This window comes from Pseudonocardia nematodicida (genome assembly GCF_040105385.1).
Taxonomy (GTDB): domain Bacteria; phylum Actinomycetota; class Actinomycetes; order Mycobacteriales; family Pseudonocardiaceae; genus Pseudonocardia; species Pseudonocardia nematodicida.
The window spans coordinates 46,876-72,040 of record NZ_JBEDNQ010000011.1 but is presented as its reverse complement, the minus strand read 5'-3'; the positions used below and the strand labels follow the sequence as shown (position 1 = coordinate 72,040).

Annotated in this window: 22 protein-coding genes and 1 pseudogene; 8 read left to right on the top strand and 15 right to left on the bottom strand. The window is 74.6% G+C overall.

Annotated elements, in window-relative coordinates; all coding sequences use genetic code 11:
* Positions 1 to 69 precede the first annotated feature (69 nt).
* Positions 70 to 507: a hypothetical protein gene (locus WIS52_RS24110; protein ID WP_349300636.1), complete on the top strand. Its 438-nt coding sequence runs from the start codon at positions 70 to 72 to the stop codon at positions 505 to 507.
* Positions 508 to 582: 75 nt separating this feature from the next.
* Here WIS52_RS24110 and WIS52_RS24105 read toward each other — a convergent pair whose 3' ends face one another.
* Together WIS52_RS24105 and WIS52_RS31790 are read right to left on the bottom strand one after the other, a co-directional pair.
* Positions 583 to 1,008, bottom strand: a complete 426-nt coding sequence (locus WIS52_RS24105) for a class I SAM-dependent methyltransferase (RefSeq protein WP_349300635.1) — start codon at positions 1,006 to 1,008, stop codon at positions 583 to 585.
* Positions 990 to 1,100, bottom strand: a pseudogene (locus WIS52_RS31790) (class I SAM-dependent methyltransferase); the annotation flags it as partial. The gene WIS52_RS24105 and the pseudogene WIS52_RS31790, both read right to left, overlap by 19 nt.
* A 145-nt stretch (positions 1,101 to 1,245) precedes the next feature.
* On the opposite strand from WIS52_RS31790, the gene WIS52_RS24100 reads away from it, so the two are divergent.
* From WIS52_RS24100 to WIS52_RS24090, 3 genes are all read left to right on the top strand, one after another.
* Positions 1,246 to 1,419, top strand: a complete 174-nt coding sequence (locus WIS52_RS24100) for a hypothetical protein (protein WP_349300634.1) — start codon at positions 1,246 to 1,248, stop codon at positions 1,417 to 1,419.
* A 72-nt stretch (positions 1,420 to 1,491) separates the two neighbouring features.
* Entirely contained in the window at positions 1,492 to 2,259 is a 768-nt protein-coding gene (locus tag WIS52_RS24095; RefSeq protein ID WP_349300633.1) for a PTS sugar transporter subunit IIA, read from the top strand.
* Between the two features lie 16 nt (positions 2,260 to 2,275).
* Positions 2,276 to 3,847: a PTS ascorbate transporter subunit IIC gene (locus WIS52_RS24090; protein ID WP_349300632.1), complete on the top strand. Its 1,572-nt coding sequence runs from the start codon at positions 2,276 to 2,278 to the stop codon at positions 3,845 to 3,847.
* A gap of 243 nt (positions 3,848 to 4,090) precedes the next feature.
* On the opposite strand, the gene WIS52_RS24085 is transcribed toward WIS52_RS24090, so the two are convergent.
* The 5 genes from WIS52_RS24085 to egtA form a co-directional block, all read right to left on the bottom strand.
* Complete coding sequence (locus WIS52_RS24085) at positions 4,091 to 5,626, bottom strand: serine hydrolase domain-containing protein (protein WP_349300631.1); 1,536 nt, start codon at positions 5,624 to 5,626, stop codon at positions 4,091 to 4,093.
* A gap of 37 nt (positions 5,627 to 5,663) precedes the next feature.
* Complete coding sequence (gene egtD, locus WIS52_RS24080) at positions 5,664 to 6,647, bottom strand: L-histidine N(alpha)-methyltransferase (RefSeq protein WP_349300630.1); 984 nt, start codon at positions 6,645 to 6,647, stop codon at positions 5,664 to 5,666.
* A 72-nt stretch (positions 6,648 to 6,719) separates the two neighbouring features.
* Positions 6,720 to 7,472 carry an ergothioneine biosynthesis protein EgtC gene (gene egtC, locus WIS52_RS24075; protein WP_349300629.1) on the bottom strand — a complete coding sequence of 251 codons (753 nt, stop codon included), beginning with the start codon at positions 7,470 to 7,472 and terminating at the stop codon, positions 6,720 to 6,722.
* Between the two features lie 2 nt (positions 7,473 to 7,474).
* Positions 7,475 to 8,833 carry an ergothioneine biosynthesis protein EgtB gene (gene egtB / locus WIS52_RS24070; protein WP_349300628.1) on the bottom strand — a complete coding sequence of 453 codons (1,359 nt, stop codon included), beginning with the start codon at positions 8,831 to 8,833 and terminating at the stop codon, positions 7,475 to 7,477.
* Positions 8,830 to 10,224 carry an ergothioneine biosynthesis glutamate--cysteine ligase EgtA gene (gene egtA, locus WIS52_RS24065; protein WP_349300627.1) on the bottom strand — a complete coding sequence of 465 codons (1,395 nt, stop codon included), beginning with the start codon at positions 10,222 to 10,224 and terminating at the stop codon, positions 8,830 to 8,832. The genes egtB and egtA overlap by 4 nt, the downstream gene beginning before the upstream one ends.
* A gap of 135 nt (positions 10,225 to 10,359) precedes the next feature.
* Between egtA and WIS52_RS24060 the strand changes: the two genes are divergently transcribed.
* Entirely contained in the window at positions 10,360 to 10,968 is a 609-nt protein-coding gene (locus WIS52_RS24060; protein WP_349300626.1) for a TetR/AcrR family transcriptional regulator, read from the top strand.
* Between the two features lie 208 nt (positions 10,969 to 11,176).
* Positions 11,177 to 12,262: a PepSY domain-containing protein gene (locus WIS52_RS24055; RefSeq protein WP_349300625.1), complete on the top strand. Its 1,086-nt coding sequence runs from the start codon at positions 11,177 to 11,179 to the stop codon at positions 12,260 to 12,262.
* On the opposite strand, the gene WIS52_RS24050 is transcribed toward WIS52_RS24055, so the two are convergent.
* The 5 genes from WIS52_RS24050 to WIS52_RS24030 all read right to left on the bottom strand — a co-directional run bounded on the left by WIS52_RS24050 (position 12,234) and on the right by WIS52_RS24030 (position 18,008).
* Positions 12,234 to 13,748: a GntT/GntP/DsdX family permease gene (locus WIS52_RS24050; RefSeq protein WP_349300624.1), complete on the bottom strand. Its 1,515-nt coding sequence runs from the start codon at positions 13,746 to 13,748 to the stop codon at positions 12,234 to 12,236. The two genes, WIS52_RS24055 and WIS52_RS24050, sit on opposite strands and share 29 nt — an antisense overlap.
* A 120-nt stretch (positions 13,749 to 13,868) precedes the next feature.
* Entirely contained in the window at positions 13,869 to 14,732 is an 864-nt protein-coding gene (locus tag WIS52_RS24045) for a phosphogluconate dehydrogenase C-terminal domain-containing protein (protein WP_349300623.1), read from the bottom strand.
* Positions 14,729 to 15,523 carry a sugar phosphate isomerase/epimerase family protein gene (locus WIS52_RS24040; RefSeq protein ID WP_349300622.1) on the bottom strand — a complete coding sequence of 265 codons (795 nt, stop codon included), beginning with the start codon at positions 15,521 to 15,523 and terminating at the stop codon, positions 14,729 to 14,731. The genes WIS52_RS24045 and WIS52_RS24040 overlap by 4 nt, the downstream gene beginning before the upstream one ends.
* On the bottom strand, positions 15,520 to 16,293 hold the full coding sequence (locus tag WIS52_RS24035; protein WP_349300621.1) for a triose-phosphate isomerase family protein: 774 nt from the start codon (positions 16,291 to 16,293) through the stop codon (positions 15,520 to 15,522). The genes WIS52_RS24040 and WIS52_RS24035 overlap by 4 nt, the downstream gene beginning before the upstream one ends.
* Positions 16,290 to 18,008 (bottom strand): dihydroxyacetone kinase family protein, encoded by a 1,719-nt coding sequence (locus WIS52_RS24030; RefSeq protein ID WP_349300620.1) that lies wholly within the window; start codon positions 18,006 to 18,008, stop codon positions 16,290 to 16,292. Before WIS52_RS24030 ends, WIS52_RS24035 begins: the two co-directional genes overlap by 4 nt.
* 121 nt (positions 18,009 to 18,129) lie before the next feature.
* Between WIS52_RS24030 and WIS52_RS24025 the strand changes: the two genes are divergently transcribed.
* Positions 18,130 to 18,909, top strand: coding sequence for a FadR/GntR family transcriptional regulator (locus WIS52_RS24025; protein WP_349300619.1), 780 nt, complete (start codon positions 18,130 to 18,132; stop codon positions 18,907 to 18,909).
* A gap of 166 nt (positions 18,910 to 19,075) precedes the next feature.
* On the opposite strand, the gene WIS52_RS24020 is transcribed toward WIS52_RS24025, so the two are convergent.
* From WIS52_RS24020 to WIS52_RS24010, 3 genes are all read right to left on the bottom strand, one after another.
* The gene (locus WIS52_RS24020; protein WP_379611954.1) at positions 19,076 to 20,965 is read right to left on the bottom strand and encodes an ABC transporter ATP-binding protein; all 1,890 of its coding nucleotides are present in this window, start codon (positions 20,963 to 20,965) and stop codon (positions 19,076 to 19,078) included.
* A gap of 264 nt (positions 20,966 to 21,229) precedes the next feature.
* Positions 21,230 to 21,439, bottom strand: coding sequence for a helix-turn-helix domain-containing protein (locus tag WIS52_RS24015; protein ID WP_349300618.1), 210 nt, complete (start codon positions 21,437 to 21,439; stop codon positions 21,230 to 21,232).
* A gap of 349 nt (positions 21,440 to 21,788) precedes the next feature.
* The gene (locus WIS52_RS24010; protein ID WP_349300617.1) at positions 21,789 to 23,402 is read right to left on the bottom strand and encodes an ABC-F family ATP-binding cassette domain-containing protein; all 1,614 of its coding nucleotides are present in this window, start codon (positions 23,400 to 23,402) and stop codon (positions 21,789 to 21,791) included.
* A 327-nt stretch (positions 23,403 to 23,729) separates the two neighbouring features.
* Between WIS52_RS24010 and WIS52_RS24005 the strand changes: the two genes are divergently transcribed.
* The gene (locus tag WIS52_RS24005) at positions 23,730 to 25,064 is read left to right on the top strand and encodes a lycopene cyclase family protein (RefSeq protein WP_349300616.1); all 1,335 of its coding nucleotides are present in this window, start codon (positions 23,730 to 23,732) and stop codon (positions 25,062 to 25,064) included.
* Positions 25,065 to 25,165 lie beyond the last annotated feature (101 nt).

Here is a 25,165-nt window from a genome sequence, read left to right as displayed (position 1 = left end):
AGTGCCCGCCGGTAGGGTCCGCACCGCTCCCACTCCCACTCCCCCGACGTCCGATGGAGGGCAGTCGTCGTGCCGTCCCGGTTCACTCCGGTCGTCGCCCTCGCCGTCGCGGTGCTGATCGTGTGGCAGCAGGTGGTCGGGCTGGCCTGGATGCAGAACCGGGTGGTGCCGCTGCTGCCGGTGGGGCTCTGGCGGGCGTGGATCCCGATGATCCTGCTCGGGCTGCTGGTCACGGCGGTGTCGGCGATCATCGCCCGCCGTCGGGGTAGCGGGACGTGGGCCCTCGCCGGCCGGGTGGCCGGGCCGGTGCTCGCGCTCGGCCCGGCGACGGTGCTCGCGTTCCAGGGCCGGCTGGTCGACCCGCTGTTCCTGTGGACCTACGGCCTGGACGTACCGACGTACACCTGGCCGGTCGTCGACGTCGTGCTGGGCACGCTGCTGGCCACCGCACTCGCCGCGACGACGGCGAGAACGCTCGCCCGCACCCACCGCCCCACACCTGCCTGACGCCGCACAGGTTCCGGTCGCGTCGCACAGGCCGCAGCTCGTGCGGCGGCACCGCAACCTGTGCGGCGCCGCGGGTCAGCGGGGGCGGTCGGCCCGGAACCGGAACGAGCGGCCGCCGAGCTCGGTGCCGGGGGCGTCGAGACCGGCGGCGACGAGCCGGGGCGGCAACCCGACCGGGTCGACGACGGTCATCGTGTCCCCCACGTGGATCAGCCGGAACCGCAGCGAGAGCAGGGAGTCGATCCCGGCGAACGTCCCACCCGGACGCAGCACCCGCGCCGCCTCGGCGAACAGCCGGTCCTGCTCGGCCCGCGACGGCACGTGGTGCAGCATCGTGAAGCAGACGACGGCGTCGAACGAGGAGTCCGGGAACGGCAGCGCCGCGCCGTCGCCGTGCCGGACGTCGACCCCAGCTCGCGGCCGAGGCCGTCGCGCAGGTCGGCGGCCATCGCCGGGTCGACCTCCAGCGCGGTCAGCGCACCGGCCCGCGGCGCCAGCCATCGGGTGGTGACCCCGAACCCCGGCCCGATCTCCAGCACCTCACCGGTGAGGTCGACGTCGCGGGTCGCCCACGGCAGCGTCGTGCCGTGCATCCGGTCGGCCCACGAGTCCGACCGGCAGATGCGCCGGTGCATCGCGTTCATCGCCATGCCGGAGACAGTAGGCCGGGGAGGACCGATGAGGGCCGGCCCGGACGGCAGTCGTCCCCTTCGAGGGGATCGTCCCGATGACGGCGAGGTGCGCCTGGCGATCGCGCCGGTGCTGGTGGGCGGCGGGCGGCGCCTGTTCCCGGCCGAGGGGCCGCCGGTGGGCCTGCGCCTCCTGCACCACGAGACGACGCCGGCGGGGGTGGCGATGCACGTCTACGAACCGGCGGGTACCCCGCAGTTCGGGGTCTACGGGGCGGGCTGACCGGCTCCCGGGTTCCGGCAGCACCGGACCACACCGGCGGGGCCCGATGATCACTCGGATACGGTCCCGCCCGTGCCCGGACCCGATGATCTCCTGAGCGAGGACGCGATCGCGCTCGACGTCCTCGCCGCCGACTGGCGCTCCGCGATCACCGCGGCCGGCCGCCTGCTGCAGCGCACCGGCGTCGCGGATGCCCCCTACACCCAGGCGATGATCGACAACGTGCTCGAGAACGGGCCGTACATCGTCGTCGCGCCGGGGTTCGCGTTCGCGCACGCGCGGCCGTCCGAGGCCGTGCACCGGACCGGCATGTCCTGGGTCCGGCTCGCCGAGCCCGTCGAGTTCGGACACGAGTCGAACGACCCGGTCACCCTGGTCGTCGCGCTGGCCGCGGCCGACGACGGCGCGCACACCTCCGCGATGGCCGGGCTCGCCCGCGTCCTGGCCGACGACGAGCGCAAGGCCGCGCTGGACGCCGCCGCCGGCCCGGCCGAGGTGATGGCGCTGCTGTCCGGGGACGAGCCGGCGGGGACCGCGTCCGCGCCCGCCGCCGGCCGGCACCTGGTGCTCACCGTGTGCGGCAACGGCCTGGGCACGAGCCTGTTCCTCAAGAACACCCTGGAGCAGGTCCTGGACCGCTGGGGCTGGGGGCCGTACGTGACCGTCGAGGCGACCGACACGATCTCGGCGCGCGGCCGGGCGTCGGAGGCGGCCCTGCTGCTGACCTCGGGCGAGATCGCCCGCACCCTCGGCGACGTCGGCACGCCGGTCCGGGTGGTCGAGAACTTCACCAGCACCGACGAGGTCGACGCCGTGCTGCGCGACTCCTACGACGTCTGACAAGGGACCCACCACGATGGACATCGTCGCGGCCGTCGCCGGCTTCGTCGTCAACCAGATCCTCAGCGTTCCCGCCTTCCTGGTCGGGATCATCACCGCGATCGGGCTGATCGCACTGCGCCGCGGCGGCGGGCAGGTCGTCGGGGGTGCGCTGAAGGCGACCCTGGGGTTCCTGCTGGTCGAGGCCGGCGCCACCCTGGTGATCGACGCGCTGGACCCGCTCGGCGAGCTGATCCAGGGCGCGACCGGGGCCCAGGGCGTCGTCCCGACCAACGAGGCGATCGTCGGCATCGCGCAGGCCGAGTTCGGTTCCCAGGTCGCCTGGCTGATGATCCTCGGATTCGCGGTCAGCCTGCTGCTGGCCCGCTTCACCCCGCTGCGCTACGTGTTCCTGACCGGGCACCACACGCTGTTCATGGCCACGCTGCTCACCATCGTGCTGGCCTCGGCCGGGTACGACGCCGCGCTCGTCGTCGGGCTCGGAGGTGTCCTGCTGGGCGTCATGATGGTCGCGATGCCGGCCTTCGCCCAGCCCTGGACCCGGCGGGTGACCGGCGGCGACGGGGTCGCGATCGGACACTTCGGCACTCTCGGCTACGTCGCGGCCGGGGCGACCGGGCGGCTGGTCGGCGGGCGTCCGGGAACCGCGCGGGAGAGCCGGTCCACCGAGGACATGGTGCTGCCGGAGTCCCTGCGCTTCCTGCGCGACTCGATGGTCGCGACCGCGCTGTCGATGGCGCTGGTCTACGTCGTCGTCGCGGTGATCGCGCTGGCTCGGGTCGGCGAGGCCGCGGCCGCCGAGGCCTTCGGCGGCGCGGACGAGGTCGGTGACGCGGGCGAGCTCGTGATGGCCGCGCTGACCCAGGGTCTGCAGTTCGGCGTCGCCGTCGCGGTGATCCTCTTCGGTGTCCGCACGATCCTCGGCGAGCTGGTGCCGGCGTTCCAGGGCATCGCCGCCCGCGTCGTGCCCGGCGCGCTCCCGGCGCTGGACGCGCCGATCGTCTTCCCCTACGCGCAGAACGCGGTGCTCGTCGGCTTCGTGTCGAGCTTCGTCGGCGGGCTGCTCGCCCTCGGTGTGCTCACGATCTGGCTCAGCCCGCTGCTGGGTCTGGCGCTGATCCTGCCCGGCCTGGTCCCGCACTTCTTCACCGGCGGCGCGGCCGGCGTGTACGGCAACGCCACCGGCGGACGACGCGGCGCGGTCGCCGGCGGGTTCGTCAACGGCCTGCTGATCACGTTCCTGCCGGCGTTGCTGCTCGGTGTGCTGGGCTCGTTCGGCGACGCGAACACGACCTTCGGCGACACCGACTTCGGCTGGTTCGGGATCGCCGTCGGGTACGGCGCGGGCCTCGGCGGGGCGGGCGGCATCATCGTCGTCGCGGCGCTGGGGCTGCTCGTGCTGGGTGCGGCGATCCTGATGCAGCGCAAGGTCGTCGACGCCGGGTGGGACCCGGCGCCGGGCCGGGCCGGTGGCGCGGCCGCCGAGAAGCAGGCCGTGGCCGCGGGGCGCTCGCACGCCCGGATCGCCCCACCGGCCGGCGCCCCCGCACCTCCCCCGCCGCCGGGGCGCGACCGGTCCCCGCTCTAGCCTCGCCCGCTGCGCGACGCCGTGTGCCGCACCCTCCGCGACGCGGATGCGCCCGCCGCGACCTCGGCGGAGGTCGCGGCAGCCGGCCACCGGTCGCGAGAGCCGGCGGCGGGTCGCGGTGGCCGACGCGCGGGGTCGTGGCACGTCCCGGCCGAAGACCCACCGGGTGCTCCCGCCACTGGTTCGGTCCCGGTCCGGCCCGACCGTCGGCGCTGACGCGCCCGTGCACGGAGTCGGGCTGGGTCAGCCCGGTAGGCCGGTGACCACGACCACTCCGACGGCGGCGACCGTCACCACGACGAACACGCCCGCACTCACCCACCGCGCCGTCGCGCCGGGCCCGGCATCAGGCCCCCGGTCGCGCCACCGGGCCGTGGCCACCCCGAGCCCGGCCCCGGCGAGCCCGCAGCCGAGCAGCCAGAACGGCAGCTGTGTCCAGGAGACCGCGCCGACGAGCCAGCCGCCGAGGATCAGCAGCAGGCCCGTCGCCGCCTGGGCGACGACGTCGGAGCGGCGCGCCGGACCGCCGCGCAACCACCCGCCCCGCGCGGCGACGAGCACCGTCAGCCCGCCCCAGATCGGCAGTAGCGCTCCGACGGCCGACCCGACCATCGAGCGTACGTCGGGACCGGACGGCTCCCCGGTGCGTGCCTCGAACGGCGACGGGACCCCGAGCAGCTCGGCCGCGATCCGGTCGACGCCGGCGAACGAGTTCCCGATCACCACGGCCGCCCGCCCGGTGGCCGGCTCGACCAGCACGCTGGAGCTCGTGCCCCCGGAGGCACCGTTCTTCCAGATCAGCTCGTGCCCGCCGACGTCGAGGACGTTCCAGCCGTAGCCGATCCGCCCGAACTCGCTCGGGAACCGGGGCCGCGCCGCGTCCGCGACCGGGGAACCGGGGTCGGTCACCGCGACCGCGTAGCGGGCCAGGTCGGTCACCGTCGAGTAGACACCGATCCCCGCGGGCGAGTCACCGGGGCTGATCCACGCGCTCTCGGCCCGGCCGCGCTCGTCGTGCCCGACGGCCGCCCCGGACGGCGGCGCGGCGGGGATGCCGGTGGCGGTCATGCCGAGCGGACCGGTCACCACCTGCTCCACCAGTTCCGGGTACGGGGTCCCGGTCCGCTCGGCCAGCGCCTGCCCCAGCAGCGCGACGCCGAGGTTCGAGTACCGCTCCTCGCCCCGGCCGGAGATCTCCGCGGCCTCGGCGTTGTCGAACACCTGCTCGGGAGTGTGCGACGCCGGTGCCGTCCCGAGGTAGGTGTTGGCCAGGTTGTGGGCGAGCATCCGCCACCCGCCCGCCTGCACCGGGAGACCCGAACGGTGCGAGGCCAGCTCGGCCAGCGTCACGTCCCCGGCCCCACCCGGACGCCAGTCGCGGTCGGGGACGAGGTCCCGCACCCGCTCGTCGGCCCGGACCTCGCCGCGGCGTTCGAGATCGGCGAGCACCGTTCCGGTGATCGTCTTGGTGACCGAGCCGATCTCCATCGGCGTCGTCGCGGACAGCGGGGTGCCCCGGCCGCCGTCGCCGATCGCGGCGACGGTCGGCTCGCCGCCGGTGACGACCGCCGCCACCAGCCCGTACTGGCCGGGACCGGCGACGGAGCGGAGCCGCTCGGCCAGCGCCGGGTCGCCCGAGGTCGCCGGCCCGGGCGTCGACGGCACCGGTGCGACGAGCCAGCCGAGCAGGCCCGCCAGCACCGCCCCGACCACCGCCGCGACGAGCGTGCGACGGCGGACCGGGACGGCAGGCGACGGCGAGGAACCGGTGACGACCATGTGCCTACGTTATTCCGGAATTACGTCCGATGGCAACTCAGCGAGCTGTCAGCAGGCTCAGCGCGAACCGGTCCTGCGGATCGGTCCAGCGCCGGGTCGCGTCGAACCCCGCCTCGGCGACCATCGCGTCTACCGTCTCCGGCCGGAACTTTGCCGAGATCTCGGTGATCAGCTCCTCGCCCTCGTCGAAGGTCACCTCCAGGTCGAGCTCCGGCACCCGCACCCGCATCGCCCGGGTCGCCCGCAGCCGCATCTCGATCCACGAGTTCTCCGCGTCCCAGAGCGCGACGTGGTCGAACGCGTCGACGTCGAAGTCGGCGCCGAGCTCGCGGTTCAGCACCCGCAACACGTTGCGGTTGAAGTCCGCGGTGACGCCGGCGGCGTCGTCGTAGGCGGGGACCATGATCGCGGGATCGGTCGCCAGCCCCGTCCCGAGCAGCAGCTGCTCCCCCGGCTCGAGGACCGACCGCACGTGGGTCAGGAACGCGTGGCGCGGACCGGGCAGCAGGTTGCCGATCGTCCCGCCGAGGAAGGCGATCATGCGCTTGCCGCCGGGTTCGGCGCCCGGCAGCCGGTCGAGGTCCCGGGTGAAGTCACCGACGACGCCGTGCAGCTGGAGCGTCGGGTAGTGCCGGTGCAGCTCGTCGACCGCGCCGCGCAGCGCGGACTCGCTGACGTCCTGCGGGACGTAACGGCGCAGCGTCCCGGCCGCGGCGAAGGCGTCGAGCAGCAGTCGGGTCTTGGTCGAGGACCCCGACCCCAGCTCGACGACGGTGTCCGCGCCGGACGAGCGGGCGATGTCGGCCACCGAGTCGGTGAGCAGCGCCCGCTCGGTGCGGAACGGGTAGTACTCGGGCAGCGCGGTGATCTCCTCGAAGAGCTCCGAGCCCCGGGCGTCGTAGAACCACTTCGGCGGCAGTTCCTTCGGCCGGGCGACCAGCCCCCGGGCGACGTCGGCCCGCAGGGCGGCGTCGGCGTCGGTGAGGTGGACGTCCAGCTGGATCAGGCCGGTACTGCGCACGCGGAGCTCCCTGTATCTCTTGCATCGGCGTCTGTGGCATCGGCGTCGGCTGCGTCGGCGCCCGCCGCGGGGTCATGCCCCGGGCAGCGGGTGCAGGGTGTGGTGGCCCGGGCGGGCCACCACCAGGTGCCGGTCGGACACCCGGGTCCAGTCGGGGAGCGACGGGGAGGTGGGTTCGGAGGCGACGGTGGTCTCGGCCCCGACCGAGCGGACGGCCAGCGCGTGCCGCCAGGCCGTCGCCCAGATCGTGGCGCCGTCGGTGAGCAACAGGTTCAGCCGGGACCCGGGCGCGTCGCGCTCGAGCAGCTCGCAGACGTCGGACAGCACCCTGGCGGGTTCGTCGCCCGCCCGCAGGCGGGCCCGCACCAGCGCCCACAGCACCGCGGCGTCGGTGGGCGCATCGAGGGTCATGAGGTCCTCCACCGGCAACGCCGACGCGGCCTTCACCATCGACCCCGGCCACCCGCGCACGACGCCGTTGTGGCTGAACAGCCACCGGCCGTCGGCGAAGGGGGCGGCGGCCGTCGCCGTCACCGGCATGCCGACGGTGGCCGAGCGGACCGCGGCCAGCACGGCGCCGGATGCGGTCGCCCCGGCGAGCGCCGCGAACGACGTGTCGGTCCACAGTGGCTTCTCCGACCGGACGCGTACCGGGCCGGCGCCGGGAGCCGGGTACCAGCCGGCGCCGAACCCGTCGGCGTTGATCGTGCCGCCGCCCCGCATGTCGGCCGGGGCGTAGGACTGGGCGAGCAGCCCGTGCGGCGGGTCGAGCAGCGTCGCCGCGAGCGTGCGCGCCGGTCCGAGGTAGGCCAGGTGCCGGCACACCGCTACAGGTCGATTCCCGGACGGGCGTCGCGCGCCAGCCGGAACCCGGAGAAGATCTGCCGGCGGACCGGGTGGTCCCAGTTGCGGAACGTCGCCCGGATCGCCGCCGGGTCGGTGCCGAACGAGCCACCGCGCAGGACCGCGTAGTCCCCGCCGAAGAAGGCTTGCGAGTACTCCGGGTACGGGAACATCCGGAACCCCGGGTAGGGGTGCCAGCCGGAGTCGCACCACTCCCAGACGTCGCCGAGCATCTGGTGCACGCCCAGTGCGGACGCACCCTCCGGGTAGGCGCCGACCGGGGCCGGCTGCAGGTGCCGCTGGCCGAGGTTGGCGCGGGAGGCGGTCGGGTCGTCGTCGCCCCAGGGGAAGCGGCGGGACCGGCCGGTGGCCGGGTCGAACCGGGCGGCCTTCTCCCACTCGGCCTCGGTCGGCAGTCGCTTGCCGGCCCACCGGGCGAACGCCTGCGCCTCGTGGAAGGTCACGTGCACGACCGGCTCGTCGACGGGCACCCGCTCGACGACGCCGAACCGGCGCCGCCACCAGGTCCCGTCCGCGTCGCGGGACCAGAACCGCGGCGCGACCAGCCCCTCGTCGACCCGGTGCGCCCAGCCGGCGTCGGTCCACAGCCGACGGTCGTCGTACCCGCCGGCCTCGACGAACTCCGCATAGCGCCCGTTGGTCACCGGGTAGGCCTCGATCAGATACGCGGGCAGGTCCACGGTGTGCGCGGGCCGCTCGTTGTCGAGCGCCCACGGCTCGGTCGTCGTGCCCATCTCGGACGGGCCCGCCGGGACCAGCACCTCGGCGGCCGGGTCGGTGACCGGGACGTCCGGGCGTGGCGGTGGCGGGGCGTCCAGGAGCGGACCGCCGGCGCGGAGCTGGTGGGTGGCGAGCATCGTCTCGTCGTGCTGCTGCTCGTGCTGGACGATCATCCCGAAGGCGAAGCCCTCGTGTTCCAGCGGACGGCCGCTGAGCGGGCTGCGGTGCAGGGCGTCGAGCGCCTTGTCCCGGACCTCGGCGACGTAGGCGCGCGCCTCGGCCGGGGTGAGCAGCGGCAGCTCCACCCTGGAGGACCGGCTGTGCTGGAAGGCGTCGTACAGGCCGTCGATCTCCGGGCGCAGCGGCTCGCGGCCGCCGACGTCGCGCACCAGCCACAGCTCCTCCTGCGAGCCGATGTGCGCGAGGTCCCACACCAGCGGGGACATCAGCGGAGAGTGCTGCGACTGCAGCTCGGCGTCGTCGAGGTCGGTCAGCCGGGTGCTGCGCGCACGGGATCGTTCCAGCAGGGCGGCCACGCGCTCCCGCATCCGCTCCGGAGGGGTGCCCGGGGCCGCGGGGCCGGTGGTCTGCTCCGTCGTCATGACACACGCTCCTCGATGCACCGGACATCCGGTTGCCGGTCTCGCTGTGCGGGGACGTCTCCGAGGTGGAGACCGGGCGGGAACAGCGCCGCGGCCGGACCGGAGCGCTCCTCCTGTGCGGACAGCTCGTCGGCCGGACACAGTCCACGCAGGACGCGGTGCTCGGTCACCTCCCGCAGCCGGGTCAGCAGCGGGACGGGCGCGTCGACCAGCGGGTCCCCGCCTGCGGTGAGGACGTCGACGGCGAGCTCGAACACCTGCCCCGCCGCCCGGGCCAGGCCGGGGTCGGCCAGCGCGTCGCGGGCCGCGGGGACCCAGGCGTCGCGGACCGGCTCGCAGATCTCCCGGACCCGGTCGACGACGGTGCCCGACGACGTGGCGGCCAGCAGTACCGCGGCCGGCAGCGCCCAGTCGTCGCCGGGCTGGGCGTCGACGTAGCGGACCTCGAGGTGACCGTGCGGGCGGACCGGCGGGAACAGGGTCGAGATGTGGTAGTCGAGGTCGGCGGTGGTCGGCGGCCGTTCCAGCACGCCGTCGCGGCTGCGCCCGGAGGCCCAGTCCCCGAAGGTCACGCCCGGCGGCACGGCCCAGTCGCCGGTCCCGCGCACGCACAGCAGCGGCGTGTCCACGACGCGCCGGGCCCACGACTCGCCGGGCGGCTCCCCCGGCCCGAGGGCGGGCGGGGGTGCGGTGCGGCCGGGGTCCAGGCTCAGCCAGCACGCCTGGCGGGTGGATTTCCAGCCGGTGAGCCGGCCGTGCTGGACCGGCGAGTTCGCGAAGGCGGCGACCAGCACCGGACCGAGCTCGTGCAGCACCGCCCAGCGGTCGGCGACGCCGGTGGCGGGCCCGGCGTCGAGGGACACCTGGGCCGCCGCGGTGGAGCACATCCCGCTGCGGCCGTGCGGCCCGACACGGTCGAACACGCACTCCATGGCGGCGTAGCGAGGGAGGTCGAGCAGCCGCCGGGCCGGGCGGACCGGGTCGGCGGCACGCGAGTGCGGCCGGAGCCCGTGCCGGGCGAGGCGCGAGTGGAGGTGGGAGGCATCGGCGACGACATCGCCGACGAGTGCGGTGAGCCCGTCCGCGGGCGGGCTGGATATCTCGATCTGTCCGCCGGGCTCGAGGGTGACCGTGCTGCCGGCGGGAAGCGGGAGACCCGGTGACACCGGGTCGAGCGAGGGTGGGGCGTGCGGGCCGAGTGCGGCGCGCAGGAGGTCGAGGTCGACCGGTTCGGCCGGTCGGTCCGGATGCAGGAGCATCGATTCGAGTTCGACACCGACGCGGGTCGGAGGGCCGTGCTTGAAACAGACCGAGGCGACGTAGGTGGCCGCCTCCGCCTTGGTCCGCAACACGCCATCGCCCCGGGCGGTGCTGGTGTCGTCCAGCGTCACCGAGCCGACGCTACCCCCGGGTCCGGAGAGGCGCAGGCCGATCTACGGCAGGTCACACAGACGTTGCAGAACGACACGCCGGGCTCGGCGGGTGACACGGCTGCCAGCCGGACACCCGTACGGAATACTGGTGTCATGCCCCGTGTCAGCACCGACCAGCTCGCCGCGCGCCGGCGTCAGATCCTGGACGGCGCACGGTCCTGCTTCGCCGACCACGGGTACGAGGGGGCCACCGTCCGCCGTCTGGAGCAGTACACGGGGCTGTCCCGCGGCGCGATCTTCCACTACTTCCGCGACAAGGAGGCGTTGTTCCTCGCCCTCGCCGAGCAGGACGCCACCCGGATGGCCGACGTCGTCGCCGAGCAGGGACTGGTCCAGGTGATGCGGGACCTGCTCGACTCGGCCCGGACGCCGGGGTCCGGTCCGGACGGCGACGCGGGCGACCGGAGCTGGCTCGGCACCCGGCTCGAGGTCTCCCGCCGGCTCCGCACCGACCCGGAGTTCCGCGCCCGCTGGCAGGCCCACTCCGGCGCGCTCACCGCGGCCACGCGGGCCCGTCTGGAGCGTCAGGCCGCCGCCGGCGCCCTGCGCGACGACGTGCCGGTGCCGGTGCTCGCGCAGTACCTGGAGCTGGTGCTCGAAGGCCTCGTGTCGCACCTGGCGATGGGCCTGCCGGCCGGCGACCTCGACGCGGTGCTCGACGTCGTGGAGAACGGGGTCCGGGCGACCTCGCACACTCGCTGACCCGCCCACCCTCCCGGGTGGACTTCGCGACCGGTTCGTACGACGTGGTCCGCATCCGTCCCTTTCGGACCGATCAGCGCGCTTGCCATCACCCGCCGCATCCACTTCGGTACCCGCAGCGACGAGCAGCCGGGGGGCTACGGGTATGGGACGAGCAGGCGGCAGACCGCCCCGAGCCGGGGCCGCCGTCCGGCGGCGGGCCGGAGCGGTGCACCGGTGGCTGGCGATCGTGGTCTCGGCGGCGCTGCTGGTCGAGTTCACCAGCGGTCTGCTGCTGCTCTTCCGGCCCGAGATCGTCGGCGACGGTCCGGACGGGCTGTTCTGGGGTCTGCTGCTGAACCTGCACGACTGCGGCCTGTCCTGCCCGGAGCTGCCCGGCCACCTGCCGCTGCTCGCCGCCGCGGTGCCCGGGCTCCCGACGACGTGGGGCAGGCTCGGGCTGGGCATGCTGGGTCTGGCGCTGCTGGTGCTGTGCCTGAGCGGGATGACGGCGTGGTGGTCCTCGGTGCGCGACGTCGGCCGGTCGCTGCGGGCTGTCGTGCGCCCGAAGCTCGACCGCGGCGCCTTCCGTGCACACCGTGACCTGCACCTGCTCGCCGCGCTGGTGGCGCTGCCGTTACTGCTGGTGTGGGCCACGACCGGTGCGGCGAACGGGTTCGCCGGGGGCGTCCCCACACCGGGCGCGGGTGGGATCGGGCTGCACTCCGGTGCGTTCCTGCCCTGGTGGGCCCGGACGGTGTGGCCGGTGGCCGGGCTCGCGGCGCTCTACCTGGTCGGGTCCGGGCTGTGGACGTGGTGGTGGCGGTCGCGGCGGACCCGGACACCGGCCACCGCGGTCCGGAACTCCGGCGCGGACGATGCCGAGCTCGCACCGTCGGTCCCGCGGCAACGGACCGGCACATCGGCACCGTCGGGCGAGGCCGGGTCGACCGGGCCGGCGGCATCGGACGGAGTCGGGTCGACGATCCCGGCGCCGTCCGGCGGAGCAGGGCCGGCCGAGCCGGTGCCGGCCTGCGTGTCCGGGGCCGACGTTCGGGGCGGGCCCGAAGTCGACCCCGTCGCGGTCGTCCCGGCACCACGGGACCTGGACGCTCCGACCGTTCACCTGGAGCTGCCCATCGCCCGGCACCTGCTGTCGGCTCCCACCCGCCGCGGCCCCGGCCACCAGCCGCGGACGCTCACCGGGTGCGGCCACGCTCATCCGAGTGCGCGAGCGTGGCCGGAACCGGTGAGCGAATGCTGCCCGGCGCGGGACCGCGGACGGGTCAGGAGACCAGGAGCCAGAGGGCGGTGACCATCAGCATGCCCGTCCAGCCGAGCAGGGTCGCGAGCAGCGTCCAGGTCCGCAGACCGTCGGCGACCGAGAGCCCGAGGAAGCGGCTGACGATCCAGAAGCCCGAGTCGTTGATGTGCGACAGGGCCACCGAGCCGCAGGCGATCGCGAGGACCACCAGCGCCACCTGCATCGAGCTGTAGTCCCCGCCGACGATCGTCGCCTGCAGCAGCCCGGCCGTCGCCAGTGTGGCGACGGTTCCCGAGCCCTGCGCCACCTTGAACACGCTGGCGATCAGGAAGGCCATCAGCAGGACCGGTACGCCGGTCTCGATCAGCGTCCCGGAGATCGTCTCGCCGATGCCGCTGTCGGTCAGTACCCGGGCGAAGACCCCTCCGGCGCCGGTGACGAACACGACGATCGCAGCCGGGGCGAGCGAGGCGTCCATGACGTCACCGAGCTCGGCGGAGCGCCAGCCGTGCCGGGTGCCGAGGACGTAGCCGGCGAGCAGGGTCGCGACGAGCAGGGCGAAGGCCGGGTGCCCGATCAGGCCCAGCACGCGGGCCACGGTGCTGTCCTCGTCGAGCAGGAGCTTCCCGGTCGTTCCCGCCGCGATCGCCAGGATCGGCAGCACGATCATCGCCGCGACCGGCAGGGCCGACGGACGGCTGGTGAGTGCGACGGGTGCGCTGGTCGCCGTGCCGCTCGGTGTCCCGGACGTCGACGCGCCGGTCGGCGCCGGGTGGGCGGACCCACCGTCCGCGCCGGGTCCGTTCGCGGGGTCGGCCGGCGCGGGGTCCGGCGTGCCGGCGCCGCCGCCCGGTGCGTCCCCGGTCCGCGGGGTCGCGGACTCCTCGAAGCGCTGCTGGACCGCCGCCTCGACGGGGAACTCCCGGCGGGCGAAGAGCAGCGTGCCGGCGTAGTGCGCCAGGACCCCCAGCGGGATCGCCAGCAGGATCCCGAGGATCGTGACCAGGCCGATGTCGGCGCCGAGCAGCGTGCTGCTCCCGGTCACCCCGGGGTGTGGCGGCACGGCGTTGTGGATGAAGACCATCAGCACCGCGACCGGGATGCCGACGAAGACCGGCGAGGTGTGCCCCGCCGCCCGGGCGAAGGAGAAGACCACCGGGAGCAGGATGATGAACCCGACGTCGAAGAAGATCGGGATCGCGAAGATCGCCGAGGCGAGCAGCAGTGCGGGTCCGACCCGGTCCGGGCCGAGCCGGCGGGTGAAGCGTTCGGCCAGCGCCTCGGCGCTGCCGGTCTTCTCGATGACCGCGCCGAGCATCGCGCCGAGGCCCACGAGCAACGCGACGTTGCCCAGCGTGCCGCCCATGCCCTCGATGACCGTCGGCATGATCTCCTCGACGGGCATACCGCTGGCGAGCGCGGTGCCGATCGCCACGACGAGCAGCGCGAGGAACGCCGGCATCTTCACTTTCATGACCAGGAACAGCAGCAGGGCTATCGCGGCGAGTGCGATGCCGACCAGGGCGGCGACGCTCATGGCGGGGAGTCCTTTCCGTTCGTCATCGAGCGGAATGCGGGGATACGGGGAGTGGAGCGAGGACCCGCGCCGGCCGGGGAGCAGCCGGCGCGGGCACCCTTCGGCCGGGGAGGGGCCGGGTCAGCGCGCGACGGACTCGATCCGCAGCATCTGGGCGATGGTCTGGTCGAGGACCGAGTCGTCGAACACGCGCTTCCAGTCCTCCTTCACGATCATCTGCCGGCCGTGGCCCATCGCGATGTGGCAGGCGTCGGAGAACGGGTTGTCGCCGCGCAGCGCGTTGGCCAGCGCGACCTGGACGTGCCCGTAGAACAGCGCCTCGGCGGCCGGGCGGGGCACCCCGGCCGTCGTGACCGTCTCCTCCAGCGCCTCCTTGAGCAGCTCGCCGATCATGCAGGCGATCGTCTCGACCAGCGTCGGCTCCAGGATCGCCAGCTGCTTGACCGTCACCCAGTGCACGTCGATGACCGGCGCGTACATCTCGCGGATCACGGCCTCGGCGCGGGCGGCCACCTGCTCGTCGCCGGACTCGACCGCGGCGACGGCGTGCTGCGGGGCGGCGATCCCGCCGAAGGTGTCGGCGTACTCCTCCGGGGTGGTGCGCTGCAGGAAGATCGACGGGTGCGCGGGGTGGGCGCAGACGTACTCGATGCCCTCACGGCGGTACAGCAGGCCCGCGTAGGCCGCGGCCGGATCCAGGGTGAGCACGATGGCGCCCTCGCGCAGCTGCGGCACGACCTCCTCGCTCACCGTGCCGAGCACGACGTCCGGCACGGCCAGGATGACGACGTCGGCGGACGCGACCGCGTCGGAGGTGCTGCTCACCTGGAGGCCGATCTCGCGCACCCGGTCCTGTCCGGCCGGGGAGTTCTCGGCGTAGAACACGGTCGCGGCGGTGCGCTCGAGGTTGTTCGAGACGCGCACGCCCATCTTCCCGCCGGCACCGATGACGGCGATCGTGAGGCCGTCGATGCTGTTGCTCATGGGTTCCTGCTCCTCAGGTAGTCGATGTTGTGGCGGGCCCAGTCCCGTTCCAGGGACTCGGTGGTCTCGAGGTCGTCGGTCCACGGCAGCCAGTGCTCGACGATCTGGCTGATCCCCCGCTCGGCAGGCCGGACCGCATCGACCATCGCGGCGTAGTCGAGGAGCCCCTCCCCCAGCCGTGCGCCGGCGTAGGTGAACCCGACCCAGCCGCCGCGGCGGCTGAAGGCGAAGTCCTTGACGTGCAGGTTGCTCACGTACGGGGCGGTCAGCCGGACGACATCGGCGGGGTGCTCCAGGCGGGCGACGCAGTTCCCGGGGTCGAGCACGATGCCCAGCGACGGGTGCCCGGTGCGGGTCACCACGTCGACGAGGTCGGTGGTGGCGATCTGCTCGTAGGTCTCCAGGGCGAGCCGGACGCCGGCGTCGGCGAACTCGGCCAGCACCTCGCGCAACCGGTCCGGCAGGCCCGCCAGGTCGCGGGCGTCCTCGGCGGTGATCATGGAGCGGACCAGCGGCGCGCCGAGCGCCCGGGCGATCTCCAGGTGCCGGCGCAGGTGCTCGGGTGCGACGCCGCGGGTGCCGGTCTCCAGCGCGATGCCGAGCCGTTCGGCGAGTGCGCGGACCTCGCTCAGCCCGTCGGCGTCGAGCTGTTCGAGCGGCGGGTGGTCGCAGATCTGGAAGACCTCGGCGCCCAGCGCGACGGCGTCGCCGAGCATGTCCGGCAGCGTCATCGGGTTCGGGTGCGCCGAGGAGATCCGCCAGAAGTAGGCGTAGGTGCTCAAGCCGATCACGTGTCGGCCTCCCGTCCGGTCGTCTCGTCGAGGACGCGGACGATCGCGTCCGGGTCGTGGGCCGAGCGGCCGAGGAACAGCCCGTGCACGGTGCCGCCGAGGCGGCCGAGCAGGCCGGGGCCGGCACTGCCGCCGTAGAGCACCCGCGTGCTGCCGCCCACGGAGTCGAGCTCGGTGCGCAGCCGGCCGCAGACGGCCGCGACGTGCTCGGCCGGGGCCGGCTCCGGCGCGCCGATCGCCCAGTGCGGCTCGTAGGCGACGATCAACGGCGCCGGGAGCAGGCCGGCGTCCCGCGCCGGGGCCAGCACCCGGTCCAGCTCCGCGGCGACGCCGGCCGCGGCCGCGTCCGGGCCGGTGCGGGTCGCCTCGCCGACACAGACCAGCGGGACGAGCCCGTTGCGCAACGCCGCGACGACCTTGGCGCCGACGACCGAGTCGTCCTCGCCCGCGGCGCGCCGCTCGGCGTGCCCGATCTCGGCGACGGTGCAGCCGATCTCGGCGAGCTCCGGGGCACCGACCTCGCCGGTGTGCGGCCCGTGGTCGGCGACGGCGACGTCCTGGGCCCCCAGCGCGACGGCGTCGCCGAGGATCTCCCGGGCTCCGACGAGTGCCGGGAAGGTCGGCAGCACCAGCAGCCCGGTGCCGTCGGGACCGACGGCGTCGTGGCTGTCGGCGATCCCGCGGACCCGCCGGCACCACTCGAGGGTGCGGGCGTGCGTGAAGTACATCTTCAGGCTGATCGCGACGATCGTGGGTGGGAGCGCGGTCATCGCGCGCTCTCCCGGTCCCGCAGCGCCTCGGCGATCAGCGCCGTCGACACCGCACCCGCGTCCGGGGTGCCGACACCGGCGTCGCCGTGCGAGCGGGCCCGCCCCAGCCGCGGGGTCAGCTGCGCGGTCGCGTCCGCCGCCTGCCGGGCGGCGGCCGCGGCGGAGGCCCAGGCGGTGGGCAGGCCGGACCCGGAGCCCACCGCGGCCGAGAAGGCCTCGGTGCACGGCAGCAGGGCGTCGACCATCGTCTTGTCACCGCGGCGCGCCCCGCCGAGCGCGACGACCCGGTCGGCGCCGGCCGCGAGACCGCCGGCCAGCCGGGCCGCACCGGGGCGCTCGTCGTCGCCGAGCTCGTCGGCTATCGCGCGGAGCAGGACACCCCAGAGCGCTCCCGAGGTGCCACCGGCGCGGTCGGCCCAGGCGTCGGCGGCCGCGGCGAGCGTGCTGCCCGCCCCGGCACCGCGTGCCGCGGTCTCCCGGGCGGCCTCCGCCGCGGCGGTGGCGCCGCGCTGCATGCCGATGCCGTGGTCCCCGTCGCCGGCGACTGCGTCGATCCGGCCGAGCTCGGCGGCGTGCGTGTCGATCGTGGCCCGGGCCGCGTCCAGCAGCCCGGCGACCTCGTGCGCGGCGGTCCGGGAGCCCTCCCCCGCGGGCGGCAGGACGGCGTCGCCGGTGTCGGCGGCGGGTGCGGGCGGCGCCACCGGCGCCGGGGTCACCGACCGGCGGCCCCGGCAGTACGCGGGCGCGTCGGCCGGCGCGCACCACAGCTCGGCGAGGTCGTCGTCCAGCCAGGCCAGCGTGAGCGAGGCGCCGGGCATGTCGAAGCTGGTCACCAGCTCGCCGACCTCCGGGGCGATCAGCTGCAGCCCGCGGGCGGCCAGCAGCTCGTCGACCTTCCGGTACACGACGAAGAGCTCCTCGTACTTGACCGTGCCGAGCCCGTTGAGCAGGACGGTCACCCGGTCGCCGGCGTCCGCGGGCGCCTCGGCGAGCACCTTCTCCACCAGCAGGGCGGCCAGCTCGTCGGCGGTCGGCATCGGCTGCTCGGCGAACCCGGGCTCGCCGTGGATGCCCATGCCGAGTGCCATCCGGCCGGCCGGGACGTCGAACAGCGGCTCGGCCGACCCGGGCAGCGTGCAGCCGCCGAACGCGACGCCGAACGAGCGGGTCCGGTCGTTCGCCCGGGTGGCGACCTCGACGACGTCGGCGAACGGGCGCCCCGCGGCGGACGCGGCACCGGCGGCCTTGTAGACGACCAGGCCGCCGGCCACGCCGCGGCGGCGGTCGCGCTCGTCCGGGCCGGCGCTGGAGATGTCGTCGGTGACGGTGACGGTCGCGCAGTCGAACCCCTCGGCACGCAGCCGCTGCTCGGCCAGGCCGAACTGCAGGACGTCGCCGGTGTAGTTGCCGTAGGTGAGCAGGATCCCGCCACCGCGCTCGGCCGCCCGGGCGACGTCGTGGACCTGACGGGCCGAGGGCGAGGCGAACACGTTGCCGGTCGCGGCGCCGTCGGCGAGGCCGGGACCGACCAGTCCGGCGAACGCCGGGTAGTGCCCGGACCCGCCGCCGGTGACCACGGCGACCGTGCCCGGCTCGGCGCCGTCGGCGCGCACGACCCCGCCGGGGACGCGCCGCACCCGATGCCGGTGGGCTGCTACGAAACCGTCGACGAGCTCGTCGGCGAAGGCCGAGGGCTCGTTGTGCAGGCGCGTCATCGATCTCCTGTGATCGGTGGTGCGCCACCCGATCGGGGTGGCCGGACCCGGCACACGGAACCAGCCCGGAGCGCACCTGTCAACCGGTTGACCAATTTGGTGCGGGACTATGCTCGTCCGCATGCCGAGCTACCCGACCGATCCCGCGGCGGAGCTGCGCGGCCGGTTGTCGACGATCCCGAGCGGGACGCCGACGGCCGCCGTCGCCTCCGAGCTGCTGGACTACTTCACGGGTGGCGGTATCGCGCCGGGCGCGCGCCTGCCCCCGGAGCGCCGGCTCGCCGAGATGCTGGGCACCGGCCGGTCCGCCGTGCGCGAGGCGCTGGCCGCGCTGGAGATCCTCGGGATCGTCGACGTGCGGCCCGGCTCGGGCACCTACCTGCGCTCGGGAGCCTCCGAGCTGCTGCCCCGGACGCTGAGCTGGGGCCTGATGCTGGGCTCGAACAGCGCCGCCGAGCTCGTGCAGATCCGGGCGGAGCTGGAGGTCCTGGCGGCGCGGCTGGCCGCGCCGCGGATCGACGCGGACGGGCTGCGGGCGCTGCGCGAGGCGCTGGCCGACATGACCGGCCACGCCGACCTGGCCGACCACGACGCGTTCGTCGAGGCCGACGCCCGGTTCCACCTGGCACTCGCCGCCGCGTCGGGCAACGCGGCGCTCGCCGGTGTGCTGCAGAGCGTCCGCGCGCTGCTGCGGGTCTGGGTGGACCGCAGCGTCGCACGCGCCGACGACGCGCGGACGGCGATCGACGAGCACACCCGCGTCGTCGACGCCCTCGCGGCAGCCGACGCGGCCGGCGCCGCGGAGGCGATGCGCGCGCACATGGACACCGCGGCGGACCGCGTCCTGAGCCTGACCGCCGACCCGGCCACCGGAACCGAGCCGGGCACCGCTGCGTCCTGACCGCCCGCCCGCGCCTGCGGCGCACGCACGCCGGCTCCGCGACAGCAGGCCGGTTCCGCGAACGCGCGCCGGTCCCGAGAACGCGCGTCCGATCGGGCGCGCGTCCTCCGAATCCGCGCGCGTCCGGGGCCGGAGTGTCCGGGCGACGGGGTCGGGGCGAGCGGCCTCAGGAGGCTGCGGGCTCCGGGCGGAACTGGGCCTCGTAGAGGGTGGCGTAGCGGCCGCCGGCGGCGAGCAGCTCGTCGTGCGTACCGGTCTCCACCACCCGCCCGTCCTCGAGGACGGCGATCCGGTCCGCGGCGCGCACCGTCGAGAGCCGGTGCGCGATGACGATCGCGGTCCGGCCGACCAGGGCCTCCCCCAGCGCCTCCTGCACGGCGTTCTCCGACTCCGAGTCCAGGTGCGCGGTCGCCTCGTCGAGGATCACCACGCCGGGCCGCGCCAGCAGCAGTCGGGCGATCGTCAGCCGTTGACGCTCCCCGCCCGACAACCGGTAGCCGCGCTCGCCGACGACGGTCTCCAGGCCGTCGGGCAGGGCGTCGAACAGCGGGCCGAGCCGGGCCCGGCGCAGCGCGTCGACCATCTCGGTCTCGCCGGCCTCCGGCGCGGCGTAGCGCAGGTTGGCGGCGATGGTGTCGTGGAACAGGTGGCCGTCCTGGGTGACCATGCCGACGGCACCCCGCAGGGTGGCGAAGTCCAGCTCCCGTACGTCCACACCGGACAGCTCGACGGCCCCGGAGTCGACGTCGTAGAGCCGCGGCACCAGGGACGCCAGCGTCGACTTGCCCGCCCCGGAGGAGCCGACCAGCGCGAGCAGCCCGCCGCCGTGGATGTGCAGGTCGACGCCGTGCAGCACCTCGGTCCCGACCCGCTGGTCGAGCACCGCGACCTCTTCGAGGGAGGCCAGCGAGACCTGCTCGGCGCTGGGATAGGTGAACCGGACCCCGCGCAGCCGGACGTCGACCGGGCCGTCGGGCAGGGTGCGCGGCCGCACCGGTTCGGTGATCGACGGACGCAGGTCGAGCACCTCGAAGACGCGCTCGAAGGCCACCAGCGCGGTCATGATGTCGACCCGGGCGTTGGCCAGCGCGGTCATCGGCGTGTAGAGGCGGGTGAGCAGCAGACCGAGCGCGACGACGGTGCCGGCCGGGATCGCGCCGGTCACCGCCAGGTAGCCGCCGAGGCCGTAGATCAGCGCCTGGGCCAGCGCGGACACCAGCTGCAACGCGGTGACGAACAGCCGGGACACCATCGCCGAGCGGATCCCGATGTCCCGGACCCGGGCGACCTGGCCCCGGAAGACCCCCGCCTCGACGCCCGGGTCCCCGAACAGCTTGACCAGGGTCGCCCCGGGCGCCGAGAAGCGCTCGGTCATCTGGTTGCCCATGGTCGCGTTCAGCTCGGCGGCCTCGCGCCGCAGCTCGGCGATCCAATTCCCCATCCGCCGGGCCGGCAGCACGAACACCGGCAAGAGCAGCATCGCCAGCAGGGTGACCTGCCAGGCGAGGGTGATCATCACCGCGATCGCCAGCACCAGCTGGATGACGTTGGCCAGTACGGTCGACAGCGTCCCGGTGATCGCGGTCTGGGCGCCGATGACGTCGTTGTTGAGCCGGCTCACCAGCGCACCGGTCCGGGTGCGCGCGAAGAACGCCAGCGGCATCGACTGGACGTGGGTGAACACCGACAGCCGCAGGTCGGCGATCAGGCTCTCCCCCAGCCGCGCGGAGAACCAGCGACCGGCCAGGCCGACGACCGCCTCCAGCACGGCCATCCCGGCGATCCCGCCGGCCAGGATCATGATCACGCGGGCGGCGTCGGGCAGCTCGCGGGCGGCGACGATGGTGTTGACGACGCGACCGGCGAGCAGCGGGGTCGCGACCCCGATCACGGCGGTGACGGTGGTCAGGGCGAGGTAACCGAGCAACCAGCGGCGGTACGGGCGGACGAAGCCCCAGATCCGCGGCCAGGTGCCCTTCGCGATGGCGCCGCGGCGGACGGTGGCCGAGTCGGCGCCCCGGACGACACCGCGCATCAGCGTGAGCGGGCGATCCAACGCAGTTCCCTTCGCCGGTGGTGGACGGCGAGGGATCACGTTACGAGCCGCAGGTGAGCCCGGCGCGGCGGCGGTGCGGGAAGGCGCCTGGCGACGCGTGGGGAAATGCGCGTTCCGAGCGGATCGCACGATTCACGGACCCCGACGTGCGGCGACGCCGTCGCGGGTCCGCATCTCGACCCGGCCGACGGCGTCGCCGATGACCGTGCGATGTCCGGCAGCCGCACCTCGTGGTGTGCGGCCGGCGGATGCGACCTGAGGCCGCTACTTCTTCTTCGTGCGGGTGGCGCCACCGCGCCCGCGCAGTGTCACTCCGGTCTCGGAGAGAACACGGTGCACGAATCCGTAGGAACGCCCGGTCTGCTCGGCGAGCGACCGGATGCTCGCGCCCTTCTCGTACTTCTTCTTCAGGTCGGACGCGAGTTTCCCCCGCTGCGTCCCGGTGATCCGGGCACCCTTCTTCAACTCGGCCATCGGCCCCTCCTCATCCCCACCGCGGATGCCCCCGCGGACCGCCGCATGCGGCGCGACGATCAGGCCATGATGATCCAGACGCTGATTTCTGGCCAGAACGCGGAAAACGCGATCGGTGAACGGTTACCCCGAATGGCGCATACGTGGACGTGGTCAGCGTATTTTGCGTAGATCGGTCAGCACATTCTCGTCACCCATTGGATTCGATTGTGCACGACCTTCGCGACGGCGAGTCGCGAACTCGCGGCACCGCTTCCGCGCATCTGCTCCGTGTGAGTGATCACACATCTCTGCGACGACCGGTAGCGTTGCGTCGCCAAACACGCAGTGATCGCGCCAAGCGGTAGGGTCACGCCAACTGGACGAGCTCCAGATATTCCGTCGACCAGTGGTCCTCGGTCCCGTCCGGGAGCACGATCACGCGGTCCGGCTCCAGCGCCTCGACCGCGCCCGGGTCGTGGGTCACCAGCACCACCGAGCCCTCGAAACGGCGCAGCGCGTCCAGCACCTGCTCGCGGCTGGCCGGGTCCAGGTTGTTCGTCGGCTCGTCGAGCAGCAGGACGTTCGCCGCCGACGACACCAGGCCGGCCAGCGCGAGCCGGGTGCGCTCACCGCCGGACAGGGTTCCGGCCGGCTGCTTCAGCTGCTCGCCGGAGAACATGAACGAGCCGAGCAGGGTGCGCAGCTGCTGCTCCGGGGCGTCCGGCGAGGCGTGCCGGATGTTGTCCCAGACGCTCGCGTCCATGTCGAGTGTGTCGTGCTCCTGCGCGAAGTAGCCGGTGCGCAACCCGTGCCCGGGGACGACCTTCCCGGCGTCGGCGTCCTCGGTGCCGGCCAGCAGCCGGAGCAGGGTGGTCTTGCCCGCGCCGTTGAGCCCCAGCACGACGACCTTGGTCCCGCGGTCCACGGCCAGGTCCACGCCGGTGAAGACCTCCAGCGAGCCGTAGGCCTTGGACAGGCCCTCGGCGGTCAGCGGGGTCTTCCCGCACGGGGCCGGGGTCGGGAAACGGATGTGCGCGACCCGGTCGGCCTGGCGCTCGGCGTCCAGCCCGGCGAGCAGCTGGTCGGCGCGGCGGGCCATGTTCTTCGCGGCGACGGCCTTGGTCGCCTTCGCCCCCATCTTCGCGGCCTGCATCTGCAGTGCGGACGCCTTCTTCTCCGCGTTCGCCCGCTCCCGGCGCCGGCGCTTCTCGTCGGTGGCGCGCGCCTCGAGGTAGCGCTTCCAGTCCATGTTGTACTGGTCGACCTCGCCGCGGGTGGCGTCGAGGAACCACACCTTGTTGACGACCGCGGCCAGCAGGTCGGTGTCGTGGCTGATCACCACCAGGCCGCCCTCGTGGCTCTGCAGGAACCCGCGCAGCCAGGTGATCGAGTCGGCGTCGAGGTGGTTGGTGGGCTCGTCGAGAAGCAGCGTGGTCGCGGACCGGGAGCCGCCGTCGGAGGCGGCGAACAGGATCCGCGCCAGCTCCACCCGGCGGCGCTGGCCGCCGGACAGGGTGCGCATCGGCTGGACGAGGACCCGGTCGGGCAGGCCGAGGTGGGTGCAGATCCGGGCCGCCTCGGACTCGGCGGCGTACCCGCCGAGCGCGGAGAACCGCTCCTCCAACCGGCCGTACTCGCGTACGGCCTTGTCGTTGTCGGCGAGTTCGGCCATCGCCGTCTGGGCCTTCTCCATCTTCGCCAGCAGGGTGTCCAGCCCGCGGGCCGACAGCACCCGGTCCCGGGCGCTGACCGAGAGGTCGCCCTCCCGGGGGTCCTGCGGGAGGTAGCCGACCGGCGAGTTCGCGCGGACGTCGCCGGCGTAGGGCTCGCCCTCCCCCGCCAGCACGCGCATCGAGGTGGTCTTCCCCGCGCCGTTGCGCCCGACGAGACCGATCCGGTCGCCGGGCTGGACGCGCAGGTCGGCGCCCGAGACGAGGATGCGGGAACCGGCGCGCAGTTCGAGGCCGTTCGTGGTGATCACGTGAGAGGGCTCCAGACGGAGTGCGGGGGGATGGCCCTGAGAGGCGGACGGTGGACACACGGGTGCCCGGACGCGTCGGCTACTCGATCAGGACCACGGCGGCCAGGCTACCGCCCGGGTCGACCCGGATACCGACGTAGGGTCGGCCGGGATGACCGATCTCACGCCCGGCGCCGGCGCCCCGTCCGCGTCCCCGTCCCCGCCGCGTCGGCTCGCCTCCCCCCGGTCCCGACTCATGGAGCAAAAGTTCGGGATTGCCGAACTTTTGCTCCATGAGTCGGGATGGGGTGGGGTGCGTGAGGCGGATGTGACGGATGGGGTGCTCCGGTGACCGGCGTCGACGTGCTGGTGCTGGGTGGCGGTCCGGCCGGGCGCGCACTGGCGGGGGCCTGCGCGGCGCGGGGGCTGCGCACCGCGCTCGCCGACCCGGATCCGGACGCCCGGTGGACCGCGACCTACTGCGCCTGGCCCGAGGAGCTGCCCGCCGACCTGCCTCCGGACGCCGTCGCCGCACGACCGGTGGCGCGGGTGGTGCTGCCCGGACCCGGCGACGACCGTCGGCCCGGTGACCACGCCCGTCGGCTCGGCGACTACACGGTGCTCGACACCGCCGGGCTGCGCACCCACCTCGACACGGGCCTCGCCGGGGTACAGGTGCTCGACGGGCGGGCCGAGGCGGTGCGGCGCGACGGCGGCCGGTACCGGGTGGCGTTGCGCCGCAACGGACGTGCGGATGCGGGCGCCGATGCGCGACCCGATCCCGGCGGGAGGGCGCCGACCGGGCTCGACGACTCCGCCCGATCCGGCCGCCGCCCCGACGTCGACCTCACCGCCGCGCTCGTCGTCGACGCGACCGGCGCGCCGTCCCGGCTGCGGCCCGACGCCGGCCCGAGCACCGAGCAGACCGCCTACGGCGTCGTCGTCGAGGAGCGGATCGCCGCGCCGGTGGTGGCCCCGGGCGAGGCGGTGTTCATGGACTGGCGGCCGCCGTCGGCGCCGCCGGGGCCGGGCTGGACCGACTGGCCGACGTTCCTCTACGCGGTCCCCTACGGCGACGGCCGGGTACTGCTCGAGGAGACGTCGCTGGCCCGCCGCCCCGGCCTGCCGCTGACCGAGCTCCGCGAGCGGCTGACCCGGCGGCTGGACGCACTCGGCGTCGAGGTTCCCGGCGACGCGCCGGTCGAACGGGTGCGGTTCCCCGTCGACGGCCCGCGTGCGCCGCGTCATCCGGTCCCGTTCGGGGCCGCGACGCCCTTGGTGCACCCGGCGACCGGGTTCAGCGTGGCGCCCGCGCTCGGGCTCGCCCCGCGGCTGGCCGACGCGCTCGCCCGCGAGCTCCCGGAGCATCCGGACCGCGCCGTCTCGGCGGCCGCGGCGCTGCTCTGGCCACCGTCGGCGCGGGTCGTGCACCGGCTCCGCCGGCACGGGCTGCGCACGGTGCTGGAGATGCCGCCGCCGCTGGTGCCCGGCTTCTTCGACGCGTTCTTCGCCGGCAGCAGCGGCCGGGCCTTCCTGACCGGCCGGGACGACCTCCCGGGGACTCTCGCGGGGATGGCCGGGGTCTTCCGTGCCGCACCGGCGCCGGTCCGACGGCACATGCTGCGCTCGCTCGCACCCGCCCGCCTGCGCCGCCCCCGCACGGCCGCCCGCCGGCCGAGCTGACCCCGCCCGACCACCCGATCGTCGGGCGCGCGCTGATCCGGAGATCGCGCGCGTCCCTGGAGTGTGCGCGCGTCCCGGCACGCGCGTACCCGGGGGATCGG